The following is a 24,998-nucleotide window of genomic DNA, read 5'->3' on the forward strand; positions in this document are numbered from 1 at the left end:
CAATCATTTGATTTTCAAATAAAAAGGCATGAAAAAAGGTCTTAATTAAATAAAAAATTAAGACCTTTTTTTATAAGTTAAATTACTTTTTACCAGATTTGTACTCTCTTCTCTGGTTCTAAATACATTTTATCTCCTTCTTTAATATCAAAAGCATCATAGAATGCCTGAACATTTAATAAAGGTTGTATAGCTCGGTTAATACCTGGCGAGTGTGGATCTGTTTTGATCTGTGTTCTTAATGCATCTTCACGAATCTTTGTTCTCCAAACTGTAGCCCAAGACATAAAGAATCTCTGTTCAGCAGTAAATCCATCAATATCTTCTGGTCTTCCGGTTTCAGAAAAATGCATCTGCAGTCCATCGTAAGCACCTAATACTCCACCAAGGTCTCCAATATTTTCTCCTAGTGTAAATTTACCATTGATAAATACACTGTCTAATACTTCAATAGCACTGTATTGTTCTGCCAATGCATCTCCTCTAGTAGTAAATTGTTTTAAATCATCATCTGTCCACCAGTTAGTTAAGTTTCCATTTGCATCAAAACGAGCACCAGAATCATCAAATGCATGAGAAATCTCATGACCTATAACAGCACCAATACCTCCATAATTTACTGCATCATCTGCCGTATAGTTATAAAAAGGTGGTTGTAATATTGCTGCTGGGAATACGATTTCATTAAATAAAGGATTAAAATATGCATTTACTGTTTGTGGAGACATTCCCCATTCACTCTTATCTACAGGCTCTCCTATCTCTTCTATATTCTTTTTGAAGCTCCAATCTGCAACAGCCATGCTGTTTTCAAAATAAGAATTTCCGTCTTTTACATTAAGTGTAGAATAATCTTCCCACTTATCAGGATATCCTATTTTAACTGTAAACTTATCAAGCTTTTCAATTGCTTTTACCTTGGTTTCGCTACCCATCCAATCTAGGGCTTCAATTCTTTTCTGGTAGGCCTTGATGATATTAGCGATCATCTTTTCGGCTTTTTCTTTAGCTTCTGGAGGAAACTTTGCATCTACGTATAATTGACCGATGGCTTCTCCCACAGATCCATTTACACGAGCTAAAGCTCTTTCTTCTAGTGGTCTTTGTTTTATAGCTCCTCTTAATGTTTTACTATAAAAATCCCAATTAGCTTTTTCTATTTCTGGAGAAAGAGATCCTGCTGCCTGATTTAAAGTTGCCCAACGCATTACTGTTTTAAGATCTTCTATATTTGTTCCAGATACTACACTTTGTAATGCTTCCATATATTTAGGTTGCATTACAATAACTGTGTCTAATTGTTTCTTTACTCCAAGATCTTTCATCAATTTGTTCCAGTCGATTGCAGGAGTCATTTCTGTAAGTTGTGCAATAGATCTAGGGTTATTAAAGTTTCTAGTATCTCTACTTTGTACTTTATCTAATCTTGGTTCTGCTAATTTGGTTTCTATTGCCAAAATAGTTTCCGCATTTTTACGAGCTTGCTTTTCTGTTTCACCAATAAACTGGAGCATTCTTGTAATATGATCTACATATTGCCCTCTAATTTCTTTTGATTTTTCATCTTGATCTAAATAATAATCACGATCTGGCAATCCTAATCCTCCAGTAGATATATATGGGGCATTTATATCACTGTTACTTAAATTAGGAAAAGAAACTAATCCTGCAAATGGTGCTGAAGCGGCTGTTTCTGTTGCTAAAACTGTTTGAAGATCATTTAGATTAGTAATTCCAGCTATTTTTTCTAAAGTTGATTTTAATGGAGTTACGCCTGCATTTTTTCTTGATACGGTATCCATAATAGATTCGAAAATCAACAAAGCTTTATATTGATCAGTTCCAGCGGCATATTTACCACTTGATTTTGCTTCTTTAAGAATAGCTAAAACATCATAATCCGTTTTCTTACGTAGCACACCAAAACCTCCCCAACGTGTTCTATCTTCAGGGATTTCTGTGTTTTTCATCCAATTACCATTTACGTAATTGTAAAAATCTTCTTTTGGACTTACGTTAGTATCCATATTGTCCAATACAATCCCTGGGATTTTCTCCACTTCTGCTATTGCATTGGGTTCTTCATCACTACCTTTTTTTGTATCGTCTTTACAACTTACAAAAGCAATTACGAATGCTGCCAAAAAATAAACATTTTTCATTTTTTTATTCATTCTATTATTAAATTAAGATTAGTTATTTAAAATATGACGTACAAATTGATAATTCGTTACTCATATCGGGGCCGAAATTTATGCAAAATGAGATATGTAAGACATATCTTACCATTTTTTAACAAAAAAATAAGGTTTATTTGGATAACATTAATTCACTTTTTATCCCACTTTTTTACTATTTAAGTAACCTCGTGTCAAAACTAAAAGGTTCTATATTAATCAGTTTTACTTTACTAAATTCAGGATGTAAAGGATTAATAAGAAGGTTTTGTTCTCTTGGTATGATAATACTAGGAACCTTTAATCCTAAATATTGATTTTCCGAGATCCAGTTCATAGCAAAATGCTGAATACCTGTTGATGGTGGGATTTCATTCCAATTCTTAGGTAATTCTTTGATATCTATTGAGGATATTGAACTATCTGGCACTTCTATAGAAGCAATTGACATGTCATCAGGTAAATACGCTGCAGGAAGGTGAGCAAGGACTTCGAGGGCAGATAGTGCAGCAGAAGTACTGGTGTATAAAACGGCAACACCTTTTGGATTCCATCTTCCTCCAACGGTTTTTGCACCGATACCAGTAAGGTCTTTAATATATTTTTGTTTGGCTATTCTGTATACAAGCATTATGCAAAGATTCCATGCTCTATGCGAACTAATTCTTCATTCAATAGTTGAAATCCAAACGTAGTATCTAATAATTCTTTTGGTTTTTTTGTGGCTAAAGCTACATTAGGGTGTTCCATCCAACTTTTAAATCGATCTAAATCTCCAAAAATATTTTCTCCCTTAGCATAAAGTTTAGCTAATTGCAATGCTTTAGCGCTTGCTTCAGTGCTTAATTTTTTATTTAACTCATAACGCTGGATAGTCCTTTCTGATAAATGAAGTACATGAGCCAATTCATTAAGGTCAAAATCAATGGTTTTAGCAAGATGTAACAGTGATCTTTTATCTATTCCATTCCTTGACAATTCTATAAAATCATAAACATTATGTAATGGAATATCTATATTAAGATATCGCAACAATCCATTGTTTTCGATACCATCAAAATCCAGTGGTGATACTGCACTCATAGTTTCTTTGATTTTATATACGACAAATATACAAATATTTTAGACAATTGTCTTAATTTGTTTCTAAAATTAAATCTAATTGTTTACTCACTTCTTTCAACCTGGCTTCGACAGATTGGATAGCTACAGTAGATAAATACCTTCCGAGAGGTAAAACCGGTTTAATCAACAATTCATCATCATTAGATTTTTTGGCGATTACTGATGGAAGAGCAGGGCGAATTACAGTGGGCTTTAGTTTAACAATATATTTATCCCCTAGTTTTTTCATAATTTCTTGTGTATGACCATATCTAACATTTTGTAATGTCGTTAACGGAGCTGCTAATTGTGCCTGTGTTTTAGTAATTTTACGATCTTCATTGTTAGTAATCATAAGATGCTTTATAACTACTTTTTCTTTAAGATCCGGAAAAGAATCATTCAATACCCTTAAAAATACTTCTTCTAATCCTTTTGAAACCGTTCCGCCTATATTATCGTAATATCCAGAATCTGCATATTGATCAGATTGCAATTTATTAACTCTACTATTTTTAATTTCTCCTACAGGTGTTATAAAGGGGAAACTAGCATTGATTCTCATAGCTGTTGATAGACTTATTGATCTATTATAATTTTCTAATTGTATATCCTTTAGAAAATCATTGAGGCCCTCCAACGGAGCTAAATGTTTGTAAGTTACTGGGCTAATAATATTATAATTTCCCGTTTGCGTGTGCGTTGTATTAATCAAAAGTAATGGAGGCGTATTTTGATTGGTATTTTTATCTGAAATCATAGGCGTTTTTCTATAATAGGATAAAAACTCTTTATTCAAGAGGCTTTTTTCTTCCTGAAGCCCAAAATACTTGTTGTGTGCATTACTCCATTGTTCTTCTAGGAGTTGTCCTCTGTTTTTAAATTTAAACAAATTGGTAATGTCCTTAAATAAATCTCTTCCCAGCATTGATAATAACGCTTCAGATAAATAGTTCTCTTTATAAATTGCACTTGCTTTATATTTTAAACTTAAACCATTATTATCCGGGTTTAATTCAAACTCAGCTTTTTTATTAAGTAATGATGCATTTTGAGCTTCTGCAAAAAACATTGCATTTCCTACAGTTCCACCAGAGGCACCAGTTAGTGAAAGTAAATTTTCTTTAAAATATCTCCCATTAGACTTTTCATATAAATAGCTATGCACCAAAAACGACCATAATCCAGCTCTTGATCCTCCTCCTTCTGCAGAAACAATTATGATAGGAAATGGAGTTTCTCTATTCTCGATAAGGGCTTTTCTATTTTTTATCCAGTAAAACATATACTCATCCATAGGAGGTCTATGCACTTCTGAAGTTTTAAGGGTAAGTTCGTAATGATTAGAATTAGTTGAGAAATAGCTAGCAGAAAAAATACTTATTATAGTGATTATAGAAAAAAGAGGAAGTTTTAGTTTTTTACCCCATAAAATCAATATAAAACTAATCATAAAAAGACTACACAATGATAATATCATCACTGATAAAGGGTTAATAGCACTAGCCCATTTAGGAATAAAATTAAGTAAGAAAAATAAAATCAAAAGCGCAAAACCTGATATCAGAATAATGCCATAAAACTTTCTTTTAGAAACTTTTTTTAAGAAACTATAACTATTAAATGATAATGTGAAAAATAACAATGTCAAAGCACAATTAGAAATAAAGAGTTTTCCTAGGTCCTTTTCTGCTTGGGTATTAAGAGTCCCTAAAGAAATTATTAGTATGATCAACCCAATAGACAATGCAAATATTATGACATTCTTCATAGGTATCTTCTTTATATAACCTTGCAACTTACCGTATAATTTGGGCTCGGTCATGAGCAATAATAAAAAAATACAAATCAATAGTGTATTTTCAGGATCTAATACATCTGTATACGTATTTTCTAGTTCAAACAATTCCATAGCATGAAGAATTCCTAAAGCAGAAATAGCTAGTAACAATGTTCCTAAAATCCTTGGGATCGTCTTCCTCATATGTATTCGTACCATATAAGGATACTTAACCGTATTTGGTTTATTTTGAAACTTATAATGCTGATTAGGGATAAAACCTATTAAGTTAGATAGAGAGATATCTTTATAATTATGATAGTAAAAATATTTAGGAACATTCCATATCAAGAAAGCAGAAATAACAAGAAGAGAAAAATATAAAGGTACTTCAAACAAAAAAGCATCAGATTGGTTTAATATTAATAGAAGATCTATAGTTTGAGGAAAATGCCATAGTGCGAAATACACAGCCAAAATCAAAAACAAACTAATAAGATTATTAAACAACTCTCCCAAAAGGATTTTGAACCAAATACTAAACCGTTGAAAAAACCATAATAACTTATCCATTAGAAAATACTATTTAATGATATAAATATCCCCAAATAATACTTAAATCTGAATAAGAATTCATTAAAAATATCTCAAACAATGATTTTATTTGTTTACTCACTTAAAATCAGGTTCATAATATTTTTTTGTTAAAAAAAACCAAATTTTAACATTTACTGCAAACCCTGTATTTACTGGTAGAAGCAGATCATAATAGGTAAAAACCATAACTTAAATCGGTATTTAACTTAAAAAAATTATGTTTTTAATGATAAAATTATGTATCTTGTCGTTAATAATGTGTTTTACAACGATAAAAATACATTTTTTGTAAGTTAATACTTACTTTTTTGAATTACAGTTTAACCCTGAAAACTGATCCTTATGAAAAGATTTTTACCCCTATTAGTACTACTTTTTACAAGCGTGGCTTTTGCCAATGTAAAAATTGACATTTCTAGCAAGTTAATGTCCGTAACAGAAAACACTGTAGTAGATGGTTTAGATGAAAACACTGATGAAGGAGTGATTTTTATTACAGAAAGCCTACACATTGAGAATGGAGCTAGAATTAAAGTGAGAAATGCCTGTTTAATTATCCTAGGAGATCTTACCGGAAGCGGTATCATTGATATTGATGAATCTGCTACGGTTACTCTTGAAGGAGAAGAACAAGGTAGAGTTACTTTTATTGACAGACTTTTGGCAGATTCTACTTGTCAACAAAGTACAGATCAAAAAACATTTAAAGAAATTAAAGAAATCCCCCAAGGTCTTAATTACAGTCTTTATACATTATCAGGACGATTATTAGACAAAGGTAAAGTTGATGACTACATCCATAACTATATGGATCCTAAAACATATCTTATCAAGATAGAAGGATATAAACTACGAAAAATAGTTTTCAAAGGTTAATCAATCATTAAAAGTAAGGTAACTAGTGATCCGTGATAAGTTCTTTATCGCGGATCTTTTTTTATGTTAGGTAGTAGAACCTTTAATACAGGTTTAAAATTTAGGTTAGTTAAATACAAACTAATATTTTTGATATAAAAATTTATCATTTCATGATTTCTGTATCAGAAGCATTATCAATAGTTACCAATACTCCCTATTCTTTACAATCCAAAACAGTATCGATTCGAGAAGCAAATGAACTAATTTTATCGTCAGATATTCCTTCACCAATTCATATGCCTCCTTTCAGGCAATCTGCTATGGATGGCTATGCCCTTTTACTTCATAAAAAAGATACTTATACTGTTATTGGAGAAGTAAAAGCAGGAGATTCTGAAGATTTCAAACTAATTCCAGGTCAATCGGTTAGAATATTTACCGGAGCTAAAGTTCCTGATACTGCAGATACAATTATCATTCAAGAGAATATTACTAGAAAAGACGATATTATAACGATTAATAGCACTCTCAATAAAGGGCAAAATATTCGTCCGCTTGGCGAGCAAATACGCAAAGGAGATATTGCACTCTCCAAAGGCACAAAGCTTACTCCTTCTGGCATAGGTTTTTTGGCTGGATTAGGAATTAAAAATGTCGATGTATACATCCCGCCTAGTGTAGCTATAATTGTAACAGGCAACGAATTAGTAACTCCCGGTGAAAAGCTAAATAGCGGTCAAATTTATGAAAGTAATTCTCTACAGTTAGAGGCTGTTCTTTCTCAATTGCAAATAAAAACCATCACAAAATATGTAGTAGAAGATGAATACCAAAGTACAAAAGACACTATAGAACAAGCTATTCAAAATCATAACCTAGTTCTCATTAGTGGTGGTATTTCTGTGGGCGATTATGATTTTGTAAAAGAAGCTTTATCAGAATTAAAAACAGAAGAGTTATTTTATAAAATCAAACAAAAACCAGGCAAACCCCTCTTTTACGGAAAAAACAATTCTACTTTAATTTTTGCTTTACCAGGTAACCCTGCATCATCGTTAACCTGTTTTTATATTTACGTCCTCCCTATAATCCAAAAAATGATGGGACATAAAGATATTGGATTACACAGAAGCCATAAAACCTGCATAACTAATTTTACAAAAAAAGGAGATCGTGCTCAATTTCTTAAAGCTAAAATTTCCAACGAAACTGTAGAAATTCTTGAAGGACAAAGCTCCGCAATGCTTCATACTTTTGCCATTGCTAATGCCTTGGTATATCTTCCAGAAGACAAAAACCAGGTGATTAATGGCGAAATGGTAGAAACAATTTATCTTTCGATTTGAGAATAAAGAAACTCTTAATAAAACCGTTCTAAATTTATTTTTAACAAATAATCTTCTACTTATTTTAAATAAATCATAAAAATTAACCTAACATTCTCAAGTCTTATTTTTTCGTTATATCTTTCAGGAAATAACGAAAAATGTACTCAATAAAAAGCAGAATATGGATCGAAGGTGAAGATGGAGTTTTTCTTGGTGAAGGCAGAATCAAAATCCTTAAAGCTATCAATCAAGAAGGTTCTTTATCTAAGGCTGCCAAATCTCTTGGTATGTCTTATAAAAAAGCCTGGAACCTTGTTAACTCAATTAACAAAAATGCTTCAGCACCTATTGTAGTAACAAATACCGGAGGTAGCGGTGGTGGTGGCACTACGATCACTCCTTATGGTAAAAATATGATTTTAAAATTTGAAGAAATTAATAAAAACTGTTGGGATTTTTTAGATCAACAACTAAAGGACTATCAATTATAATACTGTTATAGATTACTTATGACTACTTTACAAAATCAAAATATTACAGGAATCATACTTGCCGGAGGCAAAAGTAGTCGTATGGGTCAGGAAAAAGGATTAAAACTTCATAATGGTATTCCTTTTATACAACACATTATTAAAGCAATTGAAAGTGTTACAAAAAACATATTAATCATTACAAACCGCCTGGATTATAACCAATTTGGATATCCCTGCTATAGTGACATTATCCCTAACAAAGGACCGGTTGGCGGTATTTATACAGGACTATCCAATACTCATACAACACATAATATCGTATTAAGTTGTGATGTTCCATTTGTAACCTCATCTGTATTAGAAAATCTTGTTCTTAAACATAATACTCAATATGATGTTGTTCAATATGAAGAAACCCCTCTTGTGGCATTATATCATCAATCAACCATAAAACAATTTTTAAAAAGTATAGAAGAAGATAAATTAAGTTTAAAAAAAACGCTCTCTTCCTTAAAAGTAAAAAATATCCCTATTAAAGAAAGTATTGTTCCTTTAATAAAGAATATCAATACACCTCAACAATATAACGAAGCGATACAATGGAATTAAAGGTCTTATATTTTGGAATGATTGCAGAAATAACTAATCGAAATGAGGAATTACTTTTGGTAATACAAGATTGTGATATTTTTCAATTAGAATCTCTTTTAAAAGAAAAATATGAAAGTCTGAAAAATGTTTCTTTTAAAATCGCTGTTGATCAAAAGATTTCTAACACCAGTATTAGATTAAAACCTACTAATGAAATAGCATTATTACCTCCTTTTTCTGGAGGGTAAATTGAAAAAAATGACAAAAAAGAAAAAAACTGTATTCATACAAGGAGCTATAAGTCCTTCATTTATTGCTAACTCTATAGAAAAACACCAATCAAAAACTGCTATTGGTGCTCATAATATATTCTTAGGGCAAGTAAGAGCTGATATTATCGATGGAAAAACTGTGCAAGGTATTACCTACTCGGCTTATACTGAAATGGCAGAAAGTACTTTCCACGAAATTCGAGAGGCTACTTTTGATAAATTCGAACTCACTTGCATGCATATCTATCATAGTATAGGAACGGTAAAGACTGGAGAAATTTGCTTATTTGTATTTGTATCTGCTCCGCATCGAAAAGTTACTTTTGAAGCTCTTGAATTTGTTGTGGAACAAGTTAAAAAAGAAGTTCCAGTTTTTGGAAAAGAAGTTTTTGAGGATCAAACCCACCAGTGGAAAGTTAATTCTTAATTATGGTAGACATTACACATAAAAACAATACACTTCGTACTGCTGTAGCACAAGCTGTAGTAAAAGTTGGTCATACAGAAACTATTGAAGCTATATTGTCAAAAAAAATACCTAAAGGGGATGTTTTTGAAATGGCAAAAACTGCTGGACTATTTGCTGTAAAGCGTACAAGTGATATGATTCCTGATTGCCATCCTTTACCTATAGAATATACAGCTGTTGATTATAAAATCAATAATCTGGAAGTTACAATAGAAATAACTGTAAAGTCAATATATAAAACTGGCGTTGAAGTTGAAGCTATGCACGGTGCATCGGTAGTAGCTCTGACCATGTATGATATGTTAAAACCAGTTGATAAAAACGTTGAAATTCATGCTATAAAACTCCTTCATAAAAAAGGAGGGAAAACCAATTTCAAAGATAGTGGCAAGCCCTATTCTGCAGGAGTTGTTGTTTGTTCTGATTCTATTTCTGCCGGCCATAAAGAAGATAAAGCGGGTAAAGCAATTATTTCAAAACTAGAACAATGCCAGGTTACTATTAGTTCTTACACGATTATTCCTGATGAAAAAGAACAAATAGAACAACAAGTAAAACAACTACAGCAAAATGGTAATGATCTTATTATTTTTACAGGAGGTACAGGGTTATCACCAAGAGATGTCACCCCAGAGACGCTAAATCCACTTATAGAAAGAAAAATTCCAGGAATTGAAGAAGCTATAAGAAATTACGGTCAAAATCGTATGCCTTATGCAATGCTCTCAAGAAGCGTCGCTGGAGTAATTGGAGAAACTTTGGTTTTGGCATTACCCGGATCTACTAATGGAGCTAAAGAATCCATGGAAGCAATATTCCCTGCAGTATTACACATATTCAGAATACTTAAAGGAGGTAAACATGAAGGGCAGTAAAAAATGATCTAATATTTTGAGTATCAATTCGACTAACATATTAACAGATACATTCGGTAGAAAACATAGCTACCTCAGGATTTCATTAACTGAAAAATGTAACCTGCGCTGTACCTATTGTATGCCAGCAGAAGGTATTAAGCTTAGTCCCCAACAACACTTAATGTCTGCCGATGAAATATTTGATATAGCTAATACATTTGTAAAATTAGGCGTAAAAAAAATACGATTAACAGGTGGAGAACCTTTGGTACGAAAAGATTTCCCATTAATTATTGAGAAACTTTCTTCTTTACCTGTAGAAATTGCCATTACCACTAATGGAGTTTTGATAGAACGGTTTCTACCTCTATTAAAAAAGCATAATATTCAAACCATCACAATAAGCCTGGATTCTCTCCAAAAAGAGAAATTTCTTAAGATTACCAGGCGAGATGAGTTTGATAGAGTCTGGCGTACAATTCAATTATTGATTGCAGAAAATATTAAGGTAAAACTCAATATCGTTTTGATCAAAGGGTTTAATGATAATGAAATTATTGACTTTATCAATCTAACAAAAGATCAAAATCTAATTGTCAGATTCATTGAATTTATGCCTTTTGATGGAAATCAATGGAATAAAGATAAACTGGTTTCTCATAAAGAGATTATTGATAAGGTAGATTATGAATATCCATTAGAATTACAAAGAGGTAAAGACGCACCTAATGATACTTCAAGAAATTACTCTATCAAAGGATTCAAAGGTAGTTTTGCGATAATCAGTTCTGTAACTAATCCTTTTTGTGACACTTGTAATCGTATTAGAATTACTGCCGATGGAAAATTAAAAAACTGCTTGTTTTCACAACATGAAATTTCTCTTCTAACTCCATTAAGAAATAAACAATCTATACTTCCTTTTATTGAGAAATCTCTCTTGAAAAAGCACGCAACACGTGGCGGAATGGATACTCCAGAGAAATTAGAGAATCCAGAATTACACTCACAAAACAGAAGTATGACCGCTATTGGAGGGTGATCTTTCCTGGTTTAAAATTACTGTTTCTAAAAAAACCTTATATTTAGACCAAATTATTCCCTAATAAGCCCAAAAATAATATCCCCTTCTCGGATTAACTATTAACTTATTCAAACCCCTATTAACTATGAGAAAAATTTCATGGTTTAAAACTGAAGCAGCCAAATATACTCTTTATGGGGTACTATTCGGATTTGCCTTTCCTATTCTTGCTACCAGTATAGATATAGTAAAATTGGGGCTTGAATTTAATTGGAGCTCTATAGTCTTTGTTCAAAAGAACTACCCCATTCATTATATTATTGATACGGCTCCTTTCTTTCTTGGATTGTTTGCTATGTTTGGTGGTAGAAATCTTGATAAATTACGTGATAAGAATGAGCAGATACTAAAGGCTTCAAAATTTAAACAAGATTTTCTAGCACATATGAGTCATGAGATTCGAACTCCTATGGTTGGTGTTATAGGGATGATCGATTTACTTTTTAAGAATACTCAACTAAATGAACTTCAAAAAGAATATGTAAATACAATACATCAATCCTCATACAATTTATTAGATATTCTTAATCAAATATTAGATCTATCAAAAATGGAAGCCGGTAAATTTGTGCTTTCACCAACTAACTTCAACTTTAAAAATTTAATCAATCAAAATATTAACCTATTTCTTGCGACATCAAAAGCTAAAGGAATCCAATTAATATCTGAATATCAAGATGAATTATCTGAATATATTTTTGCAGACTGTAATCGATTAAATCAAGTTATATCCAATCTTATTGGTAATGCCATAAAATTTTCTAATGAAGGTTCTATCGTTATTAAAACATCTTTGATTTCTCAAAAAAACGATACAGCTATTATAAAAGTTGAAGTTATTGATTCTGGTATAGGAATTAGCAAAAAAGATCAAGAAGAACTTTTTAATCAATACAATCAATTTAGTGACGATGCCATATTAGCTGGTGAAGGGAGTGGATTAGGTCTTACCATTTGTAAAAAACTAGTAACATTAATGGATGGTAAATTAGGAGTAAAAAGTGAACTCGGTAAAGGAAGTAATTTCTGGTTTACTTTTAATGCTAAGATTTCGTCAACTATTAATGATAAACAAGAAAAAATAAGATTTTCTGCTAGCGAACAAAAATACAATCTACACGTATTATTAGTAGAAGATTCTGATACTAGTATTTTGGTGTCTAAACAAATTTTAAAATACCTTGGATGTACTACAGAAGTGGCCAAAAATGGACGAAAAGCAATCGAAATATTTGAAGAAGACGTTTTTGATCTGATTCTTATGGATATTAATTTGCCAGAACTTGATGGAGTGCAAACTTGTGAGCTTCTTCGTAAAAGCTATTCAAAAGTACCTCCTATCATTGCTCTTACTTCAAACGCTCTTCCTGGAGATGCAGAACGCTACATTGCCAAAGGTCTTGATGATTATATTACCAAACCCTTTACTACCGAAATTTTAAATATAAAACTCAAAAACTGGTTTGGGGATCATTTTGGCAATCATTAAGGATTTTTATTTTCTTAATAAATCTTAAAAACACAAGTGTTTTAACTATTTCATAATGAATTACCTCGTCAAAAATCATTATATTGTTATTTATGATAATCCCCTAGTAAAAGGATTTTAATAAAACTTATGTTATGGACAAAAAAAGTATTTTCAATCGTAAAGAACATTTGACTTCCCTACTGTTTATTTTTTTGATTATAGGATATTCAACAAATATGCAGGCATTTACCTTTTTTCAAGATTCAGAAAACTATAACGCTTACAAAGGAAAAGTTGTAGATGTTAATTCTAATAAACCATTAGTATCAGCTACTATTTCTGTAGATCAAACCAACATTTCTACAGTTACTAACGATGAAGGAGCATTTTTACTTAAAGTTCCTAAAAGTATCACCAATGGTACAATAACTGTTTCTTATCTTGGGTACAGAGATAAAAAAATTAACCTTTCTGAATATCCTAATGAAGAACTAAAAATCGGACTTAGTCTATCTGTTACAGAATTATCCGAGGTAAACATTGATCCTAGAGATCCCGAAGCACTAATACGCGCTGTAATGAGTAAAAAAGGTGAAAACTATCTTAGCGATCACACAATCATGACTGCTTTTTACAGAGAAACTATAAAAAAGCGTAGAAAATATGTTTCACTATCAGAAGCTGTAGTAGACGTATATAAAAACCCTTATGAATCTCGTAAAACAGATATTTTAAAATTATATAAAGCTAGAAAAAGTGCAGATTATAAAAAATTGGATACGCTAGCAGTAAAATTGCAAGGTGGTCCAACAAGTACATTATACATTGACTTGATGAAAAATCCTGAAAATGTATTTACCCAAGATATGCTAGGTTTTTATCAGTTTAGTTTTGATAAATCTACAAAAATACACGATCGCTATATCTATGTTCTTAATTTTAAACAGCGCCCAACCATTCCAGAACCTCTTTATCACGGTAAATTATATATTGATGCTGGAACCTTAGCTTTAACAAAAGCCGTTTTTAGTCTTAATACAGAAGATAAAAACGAGGTAAGTAAAATGTTTGTTAAGAAAAAACCTACCAATGCCAAAGTATATATTACCCAAGCCAGATATGATATAGATTATCGTCAAAAAGATGGAAAATGGTATTACGGTTATGGTAGAATTGATCTTGCTGTTAAAATCAATTGGAAGAAAAAACTATTTAACTCTAACTATAAGTTAAATGTAGAAATGGCAGTAACAGATTGGAAAAAGAATGTTGATAATCTAACGCTTAAGCCTAAAGAAAGGTTAAAATCTTCTGTAGTTCTTAGTGATCAGGCTTCAGGATTTTCTGACCCTAAATTTTGGGGCGAATACAATGTTATAGAACCAGAAAAATCTATTGAAAGTGCTATTAAGAAAATTCAAAAACAATTAAGAAAATTGAATTAATCCTAATAGGTACAAGACATCTTAGATAATAGACAAGAACACGCTTAATGCGTGTTCTTTTTATTTGATAATTATCAATTAATAGTAATTTATTATTTTATTACTTTTATGGGCAGGAAAAACAAATAAATTGCAACACTTAGCAATTACATCAAGTCCATTTAAAATAAAACTTTACATCAATATAGAATGCAAAAAATAGCATATACTATACTTCTCTGGAGTACTATTTATACTCTTTCTGCTCAGAAAACTATGGATACTGCTACTGCTAGAGAAGATTTTACCATATTTGAAAGTATCCTAAAAAAAGGGCACCCTGGTTTATATGAGTATATAGAAAACGACTCTCTTGATTATCTTTTTGAAACAACAAAAGAATCATTTTCTGATAGTATTTCTGATATCGAATTGTATAAAAAAATGCTACGGATTACTGATCAGATTCAAGATGGTCATTTAATGCTTTTTGCACCTAATACAATAAAGACGGAGCAATACTATTTTCCGCTAATTGTTAAAATCATTAATACCGAATTATATGTTGATACAGGTGATTTTGAGATTCCGATTGGCTCTAAAATCCTATCAATTAACAATAGAGAAGTATTTAGGATAATAGAGAAATTAAAAAAATATGTAGCCACTGACGGCTATAATCTCACAAAAAAATACAGAGATATTGAATTGAAATTTGGTCTTTTTTATGCCTATGAATATGGCATAGAGAAGCTATTCAACATTAAGTTTATTACCCCTGATGGTGAAACAAGAACTATAGAAATTCCTTCAAAATCATTTGTAAATGTTAGGTTAAGAAATGCTTCAAGAAACTCATACTTTGCAAAATATCATAATCAGAAAAATGGTTTCGAGCATTTCAATAAGTTTATTGACAACAAATCACCATTTGTATATTATAAAGAAGATTTAAAAACTGCAGTATTGGTAGTAAATTCATTTGGCATAGATATTACTACATTTAAATCAAACCTGGTTAAGATCTTCAAAGAGATTAACAAGAAAAAAATTAAACATCTTATTATTGATATTCGTAATAACGATGGAGGTTTCAGACCGAATAGTATTCATTTATATTCTTTTGTCGCTAAAACTCAATTCAAACAAATTCTTGACGAGTTTATAATTTCGCTTTCGGTTCCCGAGCGTGAATATGTTACAAGAACATTTCTTAATGAAAAAGAATTTCTGGAATACAGATTTAAAAATCATGCCATCTTTGATGGTTGGAAAATTACTTTCGACGATCTGGAAGCTATTATGGTTCCTGATAAAAATAGGTTTAAAGGCAAAGTGTATGTATTAACTAGTGGCAGAACCTTTTCTGCAGGATCTACTTTTGCTTTAAATGCTAAAAACGATCCAGATATTACAGTTATTGGAGAAGAAACTGGAGGTGGTTACTATTTTTCTATTGGTAATTTCCCAGTTTATTATGAATTTCCTAACTCTAAAATTACTATGCTGATGTCGATGGAAAAAATCACAAATTATGTAAAAGACAAAACAGTTCCTAAAGGATCTGGTGTACTTCCAGACAAACATATTAATCTTAGTGTAAAAGATCTTATAACAGGTAAAGATCCTCAATTAGATTATATTTTCAGATTGATTGGTGGGTAAGGTATTAACAATTCTACATATTACTTTGTAAGTAATATTAATCAATATATGTATTTACACTGGTTGTAAGTTTACAAGAACTATGAAGCATCTGTTTAAATCGTAAAGCAATGTTCTCATCATTAAATTTCATGGCCTCACTAATACTATTCGATAATACTAGTTCTCCAATCAAATACTCAACAAAATAACTTTGATCATCTGTTAAAAGTACGTATTCCGTCATACACTTTATTTAATAATAACTCCTGTTTTTATAGGCTATACCTAGATAATTAAAACAGTTATAAATTCTGCACTAAAATAAACCTAATATCAAAACTAAAAACAGGTACTCTTATATACTTTTTCACAGATGTATTAACAATTAGACCCGTAAAACGATTGAAACAATATCAATAAACTTATGTTGTTTTCAAAAAACTTACAATAATCTCTGCTAATTTATGCTGATCGTTTTTTTCGATAGGGTGTTGAAATCCTTTTATCACTTTTAATATGCCGTTAGGTAAAACTCCTACTGTATTTTCTGATTCCTTAATTGTAACCATTTTGTCCAAGTCCCCTATCCCAATTAAGGTTTTATGTGATATTTCACCAATATCTTGATCAGTCATCTTTTTTCCATTTGCAAGACCGGTCATCATATTAGCAGTTTTAACTAATACAGATTTCCAATTATCTGCCGAATGAGTTTCTTCTAACATTCTTGCAAAGCCAGGGACTTTTTCAAGGATCACATCAGGGTTTAGCATTTTTGTTTCTCGTTGAGCTGCTTCAATAGTCCAATTAAATTTTGTTCCTAATGTCACTATTTTATCTACCAATATTGGATTTTCTTTTGCAAAACGTAATCCCACATAACCTCCCATACTATATCCAAAAATATGTGCTTTTTCAATCCTATTCTCCTCAAAAAAATCTAAAACATTTTCTGCAAATAATTCTATTAAAAACTCCTTATCTGTAGATTTACCAGAATGTCCTTCAAAATCAAGTGTGTAAACATTATAATGATCAGAAAGTATATTTTTAAGTGGTTCTAATTGCTTTTTATTACCTAATGCCCCGTGTAGTAAAACTATATTATGATGATCCATTACCTGTATATTATTAGTTAGGTCAATTTTGTTTTTCTTAATTTTAAAGGTACAATTTTTGATATCATTACCTTACCTATAAAATAAAAATGAAAAACTATCTATTAAGATCATTCATTGGTTTAATTTTTATTAGCCTAACATCCTGTATTACCTCAAAAAAAGAACCTTATAAAATTCCTGAAAACGCTATTGAACTCATTACTGGAACTTCTGGTAAGACCTGGAAAATTGCTAAACGATATAACGGCGGAACCCGAATGAATATGGGAGATTGTTTTTTATCTTATAGAATTACTTATTTACCAGATATGACTGCAAAAGATAATAATGATGATCATCACGATTGCGGGCCATCGCTTATAGCCAATTGGGAAATAAGCACCAATGAAAAAGGAAATTCTTTTATAAAATTAACTAGTGACCAACTTCCGAAATTAATGGGTGTTGAAAAAAACTACAAATTTTTCAAAATAACATACCTGAATAAAGACACTTTACAATTGCGTTTTAAGCATAAGCAATTTTCAAGTACTTCAAGAATTATTGTAGATACATATGTCCAGGAAGATATTATAGTTAAAAACCGTGATTTCCATAATAAATAACCAAAGTGCTAATAGACTCTAATTTATTTCTAAAGTTATTTTACTAAAATGATCCTTTGGAGCCTCGCATAACGAACAACAATATGTTTTTGGTAAATCTTCAAAACCTGTCACTTTTTCAATTTTTGCTATAGGATCTCCTAAAGAAGGGTCATAGATTGTTTGACAGTCTGTACATTGATACACTTCTATCTCAGCCACTTCTTTTTGAGCAGAGATACCTCCAAGGTTTTCTTCTTCTGTTTCTCCCAAATTCTGAAAATATGTTTTGGTTAATTCTAATAAAATTACAGGAAGATCCATTTGGTCAATATCTTGAGCATACACAATATAGCTTCGTGTATTAGGATCAAATTTTTGGGCATGTAAAACATTATAAGTTGGACGCACCACAAAATCTTTGATTAAATCAGGAGTTTTATTCTCTTCGATTATTACAGAGGTAAAATATAGCGTTCGGTCTCTAGACATTGTAATTGAAAAGGTCATACCGTAGGTACTTATATCATTTTGATCAAAGTTCATGACCAAAAACTTCTTAAGTTCCAGGGCTTTTTGATTGCCTACCGGTAAATGCCAGTTCAACTCCAGAGCAGAATGACGAACATTGATCCCAAACCGTCCCAAAAGCTTTTCTAATGCTAGTTTACAATCTTTAGGAATTCCTTTTATTATAAATGATTTCCAGGGTGTGAGACAGATTTTACCTATACGATTTTCGACACAAAATTCGCACAACGCTTTAAGAAACGTAAGGTCATATTGATTATTTCTCCAATATAAACCTAACCAATATTGGTTAATACCCATTTTATTCATCCCTTCATAATATGGAAACGGTGTGAAAGAAACTTTTAATGGTTTATCTATTACTCTATTGTTTGTATCAATGTTTTGATTTAATGATTGAAACAATTCTTCTACGGTGGTAATTTCTTGATAAACCTTTTCTATTTCTTCGGCAACTTTGGCAATATCCCAAGTAAAAATTAAAACGGGATAAAAAACCTCCTCCCAACCTGGTAATTTCAAAAACAAATACCAATAATCTTCATAAGCAGAAGCAATAAAATTAAGGTCTCCAGAAAACAAGGGAACTATTTGCTGTTGAGGATCGCAGATATTTATTTTTAACTTGGGTTCATATCCAAATTGTTCAAGTATATATAAATATGTGGTTCCTCTCAACCATACCGTAGCGTTAAAAATATCAATTGAAACGTAGGAGCAGCTAATATTTTGTTTTGTAACCGAAGAAAAGAAAGAAGGATCAAAAAACTGATGATTGGCAATAACATTATTGTTTTTATCTTTTAATGGAAAAATAATATCCTGTCTGGACCCAAAATGAAACGTATCTAATCCTAACTTTTCTGCATATTCAATAATATGTTGCAATTCGCTTGGTGATAAAATACCACCTTTGATATCTACTCTTTGTATTTGTTCCATAACTACACTAATTGCATCATTTTATTCAATACCTCTTTGACTTCTGGTTTACAACTACCACAACCTAATCCTGCACCAGTTTTATGACATAACTCTGAAAAATCTCCACAGCCTGATTTTATTTCTTCTTCAAGATTACCCTCTCCTACCTGACTACAAGAACAGATAAGTTTGCCTACAATTGGGCGATCTGACTGTGAAGATCTCAGTAATTCTTCTCTTTTTTCAGAAAGCTCTATTTTTTCTTCAATTAGTCTTTTAAAATCGGCAAACTCGCTTTTATCACCCATTAAGATAGCTCCCACTAACCAATCATTCTTAACAATACATTTTTTATAAAAACGCTTTCCTACATCCATAAAAACTACTTCTTCATAAGAAGAATCATTCTGAGGAATATCAATATTGCCAATACTACAAAGGTCAAGGTTCTCAAATTTTAGAATATTCATAAATACAGATCCTTTATAGATCGCACTAAAATCCCCAAGAAGGTACTTTGCTACAATATCAGCTTGTTGCTCTGCCGCCGCTGTTATACCATATAAATTACCCTGAAACTCTGCAATTTCTCCAACAGCAAAGATGCTGGGATCACTGGATTGTAAGTATTGATTAACTAGAATTCCTCGTCGACAATCAACCCCAGCTGTTTTCACCAAATCAATATTAGGTATCGTACCAATAGAATACACCACTGCATTACAGGTAAAAGATTTTCCTGATTTCAAATTCACTAGCAATAACCCAGATTTCTGATTAAAAACTGTATCCACTTCGTTATCAAAATGAATCTGAATTCCTTTTTCTTGGACATCTTCTGCCAGAAGGCGACTGGCAATTATATCCAACTGACGTTCCATTAATCGATTTCCTCGTTGGACAATCGTAATATTTACTCCTTTTTTCCTCAAAGCTGCAGCCAGTTCTAATCCCAATAAACCACCTCCAACAATGGTCACGTGCTGTTCTTTTTCTGGTAGACCTGTTTGTTTTAAATATCGTTTGAGTTTATCAGCATCTCCACGATCTCTCATCGTAAATCTTCCTGGCAAATGGATCGGAATTTCTTTAGGTACAAAAGCACGACTACCGGTAGCCATAAGTACAACATCATACTGATGTTTTTCCCCATTACTATCAATAATATATTTTCCTTCTTTGTTTATTTCTTTAATCGGATTATTGACAGATAAGGTTACATTAAGAGATTCCATACTTCCTTCTCTCATTTTTTGCAACTGTGCCCATTTTAATTCTTTACTTACATATTCTGGAAGTAATACACGATTATAAAAAGGATAACGCTCCTTAGAAAACACAATAATTTCATCTTCTGTATTATGTTCTCGATAAGTTTGTATAAACCGATATGCAGCAGTTCCTGCTCCTATAATGCAGATTTTCTGTTTTTCTTTTACAAATCTTGAAACTTGTATTGCTGAGAATTTAAAATCCGGTTCTTTGGATATTGGATCAATTATACTTGTTGTAAGATTGTTTGCTCTTGCGTAATCATTACCTAAAACTTTACCCCAATGGATAGGTAAAAACACAACTCCTTTTTTGATGGTATCGCTTATTTTTATCCTAACCCGTACTTTACCTCGTTTACTTTCTACAATTGCAATATCTCCATCTTTCAACCTTCTTAAAAACGCATCTACCTGATTGATTTCTAAATATGGATCAGGAATATGAGTAAGTAATCGATTTACTTTTCCGGTTTTAGTTCTTGTATGCCATTGATCTCTAACACGACCTGTAGTAAGAATCAAAGGATATTTTTCATTTAATAATTCTGATGTTGGTTTAATGAACCTGGGAACTACAAACTTTGCATTTCCTGTATTCGTATAGAATTTTTTATCTCTAAATAAATGAGAAGTACCTGGATGATTATTATGCGGTACGGGCCATTGAAAACTTTTTTCTTCTTTTAACCGTTGATAACTTAATCCACTAATATCAATATTGGTGTCCTTTGTTAGCCTGCAATGCTCTTTATACACTTCTTCTGCAGAATTATAATCAAACCCTTTATATCTCATCCTTTGGGCGAATTTCCAAAAGATTTCTGCATCAGGGATCGCTTCTCCTGGCGGATCAATAAATTTAGATAGATACGTAATACGACGCTCACTATTGGTCATCGTACCTTCTTTTTCTCCCCAACCAGCAGCAGGAAGTACTAAATCTGCATGCTCCAGAGATTCTGAACGATGTGAGATGTCCTGCACTATTACAAACTTTGCATTTTTAAGTGCTTTTTCGACCTTATGAGAATTAGGAAGGCTTACCAATGGATTTGTGCAAACAATCCAAATAGCTTTTAGTTTTCCAGTTTCAAGAGCATCAAACATCTCTGTAGCAGTTAATCCTGGTTTACCCGAAATTTCCTTCCCTCTCCAAAAATTAGTAACCTCACTCCTATGTCTTTCGTTTGTTAAATCTCTATGCGCCGCTAAAAGGTTAGCCATTCCTCCTACTTCTCTACCTCCCATAGCATTAGGTTGGCCGGTTAATGAAAAAGGGCCTGATCCCGGTTTGCCTATGTGTCCTGTAAGTAATGATAAATTTAGTAGTGCATTATTTTTATTTACTCCTATTGAGCTTTGATTTAACCCCATAGCCCAAAGAGTCATAAATCCCTTAGCATTACTTATATAAGAAGCTGCTTTTTTTATTTCTTTGACCGAAACTCCACATATTTTAGACGCATCAGTCAAAGAAGTCTTATTTAATGATTCTTTAAGTGCTTCATAATTATCTGTATGGTTAGATATAAAGGTCTTATCTATTTTTTTCTTATCAACAAGACGTCTGGCAATAGCATTAAGCAAAACAACATCAGTTCCTGGTATAATTTGAAGATGGAGGTCTGCTATATCGCAAGACTGTGTTTTCCTGGGATCTATTACAATAATCTTTACATTTGGATTTTTCTCCTTATGTGCTTCAACTCTTCTATATAAAATTGGATGACACCAAGCCGGATTTGCACCTGCAATCATAAAGCAATCAGCAAGTTCAATATCATCATAAGAAATCGGAACACTATCTTCTCCTAAAGCTTGTTTATAGCCAACTACCGCAGAACTCATACATAATCTTGAATTGGTATCAATATTATTAGTTCCTATAAACCCTTTTGCCAATTTATTAACCAGATAATACTCCTCAGTAAGGCATTGACCAGAAACATAAAACCCAACACTATCAGGGCCATATTTTTTTATCATTGTATTAAACACCGCTGTTGCTCTATCCATAGCTTGATCCCAAGACACTCTTTGACGTTTATGTAGTTTACTCCAACGCATTTCGGGATAGAGAATCCTATCGCTTTTATCTTGAATCACATGGTGTAGATTCATTCCTTTAGAGCACAGCATTCCCCGATTTACAGGGTGATCAGAATCTCCTTCTACCGTAATTATTCCTTTTGGATCTTTTTTTGCAATAATTCCGCAACCAACACCACAATAAGAACAAGTAGTTTTATAAGACTTAAATACAGGCATATATTAATTTCAAAAAAATGTACTAATCTCTCAAAACTAAGTATTGTTACGTAGCTTACATAACTTCATAACCCTTTTCTATAAATGATTTGACATTATTATGAAATCAATAAAATACAAGGCGATAAAAAACAATTTTAAGATTATTGGCTATTGATTTTTAATAAAGTGAAAACAAGAAAAAGCCGGCTACAAAAAATGTAACCGGCAACACAAGAAACACTTAAAGCTACTTAATTCTTTAAGAGTTTCAACACTAAATTTTTATATCGTTAAATGGTATATATTATTTGATCTTAAAAGAATAGTCCTTAATCAAGGAACCAATAAAGTATTTTTAAACTAGTTTAAAGATATTAATATTCTCTAAATAGCTCTTTAAATTTATTCTTTTTAGTAAAAAAATTAACTAATAATATAATCAAGTTTAAAATGGTATTTCTATTTAAATAATTTTTATCTGTTCAAAAAAAACACTTAATGATCAATATTATTTACCTCGGTAATACCTTCTTGCAAGTTTATAAACTCTGTACATTTAAACTTAAATTTAATTTGTATTCGCTTCTGTACTATTTCTATTTTTGAAGCCAAATCAAGTCCTTCTGTCTCCTTATGCATCTCTATATCCAGAAATTCTGCAATAGAAGTTTTTATAATTTCTTCTAAATCCATCATCATAGTTTTACTATTATTAATAACTGTTTCTTTTTTAATTATAGGCTGGTATTCTTTTCATTTCTTTTTCTACAGCTTTATCATCTTCTGTAGAAAATTTAATGGCTAACGAGATTACTGCAGTAAAAACCACAAAGATTCCAATAATAAAATATCCGCTGGATACTGCCTGAGAAGAAGCTATAGCTTGAGCAGCTTCAATAGCTTCTTGATTCATTGATTGATTATTTATAATCGCTGTTTTTTCTGCAATTGCAGATTTTGATTTCAAAATCACAGCTGCTATAAATGCTCCCACGTTTCCTCCTGCTCCTACAATACCCGATATTGATCCAATAGCTTTCTTATTTATAAAAGGAACCACAGAAAAAGTAGCTCCTTCTGCCATTTGCACTGTAAGGCTAAAACCAACAAGAAATATAATGCCTAAGGTTAGTCCATCCATACCCGAAAACAATGACAACATAAAGCCTTCAATTCCTAAAATGATTGCAAGAAAAACCACTCTTCCTCTTAACCCTTTTAAACGACCAAACTTATCTCCAAAAAAGCCTCCTAAAGTTCTTGCAAAAATATTCATTAAAGCAAAAGATAGTACCAGGTTTCCTGCTGTGGTTCTTTCTAATTGAAATGTATTTTGAAGATAGTCATCCATAGTGCCATAAACAGTAAGTTCCATACCAAAGCAAGCAGCATATACTAAAAATAATATCCAAACTCTGTAATCCTGTATAGCATGTAAAAAGCTAACCTCATCCTTCTTTGATTGTGGTAACATTCCCTTAGTTCTCAATTCTGAGTAGTTACCATCAGGAGTATCTTTTGTAAAAAAGAAATATACCAATCCCATTAATAAGCAAATTCCTCCAGCTACAACCATACAATATCTCCAAGCTTCAGTTTCAGATACCCCAAAACTTATAACCGCTGCTGCAATAAGTGGCATGCCTAAACGATTAGCGCCTCCTCCTAAATTACCCCAACCAGCTGATGTAGCATTTGCTGTTCCTACAATATTAGGAGCAAACATAATTGAAGTATGAAATTGAGTAATTACAAAAGAGGCTCCTATAAAACCTATAAATAATCGACAAATAATAAACTGCAAAGGAGTTTGAACAAAACCCAATAAAATAACTGGCACTGCTCCCAGAGTTAATAACCAGGTATAACATATACGAGGTCCATAAACATCGCATAACTTTCCTATTATCAATCTAGCAAAAACGGTTCCTGAAACTGCGACTATTATTGAATTCCATTTTTGATCTGGCGTTAGTCCTAAATCTTTAACAACATCTGGCATAAAGGGAACAATTCCAAACCAAGAGAAAAAACATAAAAAGAAAGCGATTGAAGTTATCCAAAATGTTCTTATCGGTAAACTTCTCAAATTTAACAATTGCAACGATGTAGATTTACCACTTGTATTCATAATTACTTGTTTTAGATTATTTATTATTTCTTATCTGCTCTTTAAAGAACA

The 24,998-nt window shown here is 31.7% G+C and carries 22 protein-coding genes; 12 read left to right on the plus strand and 10 right to left on the minus strand.

Going from position 1 to position 24,998, the window contains the following annotated elements; all coding sequences use genetic code 11:
• Window positions 1–89: 89 nt before the first annotated feature.
• The 4 genes from U0D62_RS21160 to U0D62_RS21175 form a co-directional block, all read right to left on the minus strand.
• Window positions 90–2,162 carry a M13 family metallopeptidase gene (locus U0D62_RS21160; protein ID WP_322289350.1) on the minus strand — a complete coding sequence of 691 codons (2,073 nt, stop codon included), beginning with the start codon at window positions 2,160–2,162 and terminating at the stop codon, window positions 90–92.
• A gap of 190 nt (window positions 2,163–2,352) precedes the next feature.
• On the minus strand, window positions 2,353–2,808 hold the full coding sequence (locus U0D62_RS21165) for an RES family NAD+ phosphorylase (protein ID WP_322289351.1): 456 nt from the start codon (window positions 2,806–2,808) through the stop codon (window positions 2,353–2,355).
• Window positions 2,808–3,260: a type II RES/Xre toxin-antitoxin system antitoxin gene (parS, locus tag U0D62_RS21170; RefSeq protein ID WP_322289352.1), complete on the minus strand. Its 453-nt coding sequence runs from the start codon at window positions 3,258–3,260 to the stop codon at window positions 2,808–2,810. The genes U0D62_RS21165 and parS overlap by 1 nt, the downstream gene beginning before the upstream one ends.
• Before the next feature lie 52 nt (window positions 3,261–3,312).
• Window positions 3,313–5,634, minus strand: coding sequence for a hypothetical protein (locus U0D62_RS21175; RefSeq protein ID WP_322289353.1), 2,322 nt, complete (start codon window positions 5,632–5,634; stop codon window positions 3,313–3,315).
• A 366-nt stretch (window positions 5,635–6,000) separates the two neighbouring features.
• On the opposite strand from U0D62_RS21175, the gene U0D62_RS21180 reads away from it, so the two are divergent.
• From U0D62_RS21180 to U0D62_RS21230, 11 genes are all read left to right on the plus strand, one after another.
• Complete coding sequence (locus U0D62_RS21180; protein WP_322289354.1) at window positions 6,001–6,534, plus strand: hypothetical protein; 534 nt, start codon at window positions 6,001–6,003, stop codon at window positions 6,532–6,534.
• Between the two features lie 152 nt (window positions 6,535–6,686).
• Window positions 6,687–7,862, plus strand: a complete 1,176-nt coding sequence (locus U0D62_RS21185) for a molybdopterin molybdotransferase MoeA (RefSeq protein ID WP_322289355.1) — start codon at window positions 6,687–6,689, stop codon at window positions 7,860–7,862.
• A gap of 140 nt (window positions 7,863–8,002) precedes the next feature.
• Window positions 8,003–8,335, plus strand: coding sequence for a winged helix-turn-helix domain-containing protein (locus U0D62_RS21190; protein WP_322289356.1), 333 nt, complete (start codon window positions 8,003–8,005; stop codon window positions 8,333–8,335).
• A gap of 18 nt (window positions 8,336–8,353) precedes the next feature.
• Window positions 8,354–8,926, plus strand: coding sequence for a molybdenum cofactor guanylyltransferase (gene mobA, locus U0D62_RS21195; protein WP_322289357.1), 573 nt, complete (start codon window positions 8,354–8,356; stop codon window positions 8,924–8,926).
• Window positions 8,917–9,156, plus strand: coding sequence for a MoaD/ThiS family protein (locus U0D62_RS21200; RefSeq protein WP_322289358.1), 240 nt, complete (start codon window positions 8,917–8,919; stop codon window positions 9,154–9,156). The genes mobA and U0D62_RS21200 overlap by 10 nt, the downstream gene beginning before the upstream one ends.
• A gap of 10 nt (window positions 9,157–9,166) precedes the next feature.
• Window positions 9,167–9,607, plus strand: a complete 441-nt coding sequence (locus U0D62_RS21205) for a molybdenum cofactor biosynthesis protein MoaE (protein ID WP_322289359.1) — start codon at window positions 9,167–9,169, stop codon at window positions 9,605–9,607.
• 2 nt (window positions 9,608–9,609) lie between these two features.
• Window positions 9,610–10,524 (plus strand): bifunctional molybdenum cofactor biosynthesis protein MoaC/MoaB, encoded by a 915-nt coding sequence (moaCB, locus tag U0D62_RS21210; protein ID WP_322289360.1) that lies wholly within the window; start codon window positions 9,610–9,612, stop codon window positions 10,522–10,524.
• 16 nt (window positions 10,525–10,540) lie between these two features.
• The gene (gene moaA / locus U0D62_RS21215) at window positions 10,541–11,548 is read left to right on the plus strand and encodes a GTP 3',8-cyclase MoaA (RefSeq protein WP_416135556.1); all 1,008 of its coding nucleotides are present in this window, start codon (window positions 10,541–10,543) and stop codon (window positions 11,546–11,548) included.
• A 127-nt stretch (window positions 11,549–11,675) separates the two neighbouring features.
• Window positions 11,676–13,079, plus strand: coding sequence for a response regulator (locus tag U0D62_RS21220; protein WP_322289361.1), 1,404 nt, complete (start codon window positions 11,676–11,678; stop codon window positions 13,077–13,079).
• Between the two features lie 134 nt (window positions 13,080–13,213).
• Entirely contained in the window at window positions 13,214–14,506 is a 1,293-nt protein-coding gene (locus U0D62_RS21225) for a carboxypeptidase-like regulatory domain-containing protein (RefSeq protein ID WP_322289362.1), read from the plus strand.
• Window positions 14,507–14,695: 189 nt separating this feature from the next.
• Window positions 14,696–16,150 carry a S41 family peptidase gene (locus U0D62_RS21230; RefSeq protein WP_322289363.1) on the plus strand — a complete coding sequence of 485 codons (1,455 nt, stop codon included), beginning with the start codon at window positions 14,696–14,698 and terminating at the stop codon, window positions 16,148–16,150.
• Between the two features lie 37 nt (window positions 16,151–16,187).
• On the opposite strand, the gene U0D62_RS21235 is transcribed toward U0D62_RS21230, so the two are convergent.
• Window positions 16,188–16,376 (minus strand): hypothetical protein, encoded by a 189-nt coding sequence (locus tag U0D62_RS21235; protein WP_322289364.1) that lies wholly within the window; start codon window positions 16,374–16,376, stop codon window positions 16,188–16,190.
• Between the two features lie 178 nt (window positions 16,377–16,554).
• Window positions 16,555–17,250: an alpha/beta fold hydrolase gene (locus U0D62_RS21240; RefSeq protein WP_322289365.1), complete on the minus strand. Its 696-nt coding sequence runs from the start codon at window positions 17,248–17,250 to the stop codon at window positions 16,555–16,557.
• Window positions 17,251–17,339: 89 nt separating this feature from the next.
• Here U0D62_RS21240 and U0D62_RS21245 point away from each other — a divergent pair, with 89 nt between their 5' ends.
• Window positions 17,340–17,858, plus strand: coding sequence for a lipocalin family protein (locus U0D62_RS21245; protein WP_322289366.1), 519 nt, complete (start codon window positions 17,340–17,342; stop codon window positions 17,856–17,858).
• Between the two features lie 18 nt (window positions 17,859–17,876).
• On the opposite strand, the gene U0D62_RS21250 is transcribed toward U0D62_RS21245, so the two are convergent.
• From U0D62_RS21250 to U0D62_RS21265, 4 genes are all read right to left on the minus strand, one after another.
• Entirely contained in the window at window positions 17,877–19,310 is a 1,434-nt protein-coding gene (locus U0D62_RS21250; RefSeq protein ID WP_322289367.1) for a rubredoxin, read from the minus strand.
• A gap of 2 nt (window positions 19,311–19,312) precedes the next feature.
• Window positions 19,313–22,834, minus strand: a complete 3,522-nt coding sequence (locus tag U0D62_RS21255; RefSeq protein ID WP_322289368.1) for a molybdopterin-dependent oxidoreductase — start codon at window positions 22,832–22,834, stop codon at window positions 19,313–19,315.
• Window positions 22,835–23,311: 477 nt separating this feature from the next.
• The gene (locus tag U0D62_RS21260; protein ID WP_322289369.1) at window positions 23,312–23,509 is read right to left on the minus strand and encodes a hypothetical protein; all 198 of its coding nucleotides are present in this window, start codon (window positions 23,507–23,509) and stop codon (window positions 23,312–23,314) included.
• A gap of 37 nt (window positions 23,510–23,546) precedes the next feature.
• Window positions 23,547–24,947: an MFS transporter gene (locus tag U0D62_RS21265; RefSeq protein WP_322289370.1), complete on the minus strand. Its 1,401-nt coding sequence runs from the start codon at window positions 24,945–24,947 to the stop codon at window positions 23,547–23,549.
• Between the last annotated feature and the right edge of the window lie 51 nt (window positions 24,948–24,998).

The organism is Aquimarina callyspongiae, from assembly GCF_034322225.1.
Taxonomy (GTDB): Bacteria; Bacteroidota; Bacteroidia; order Flavobacteriales; family Flavobacteriaceae; genus Aquimarina.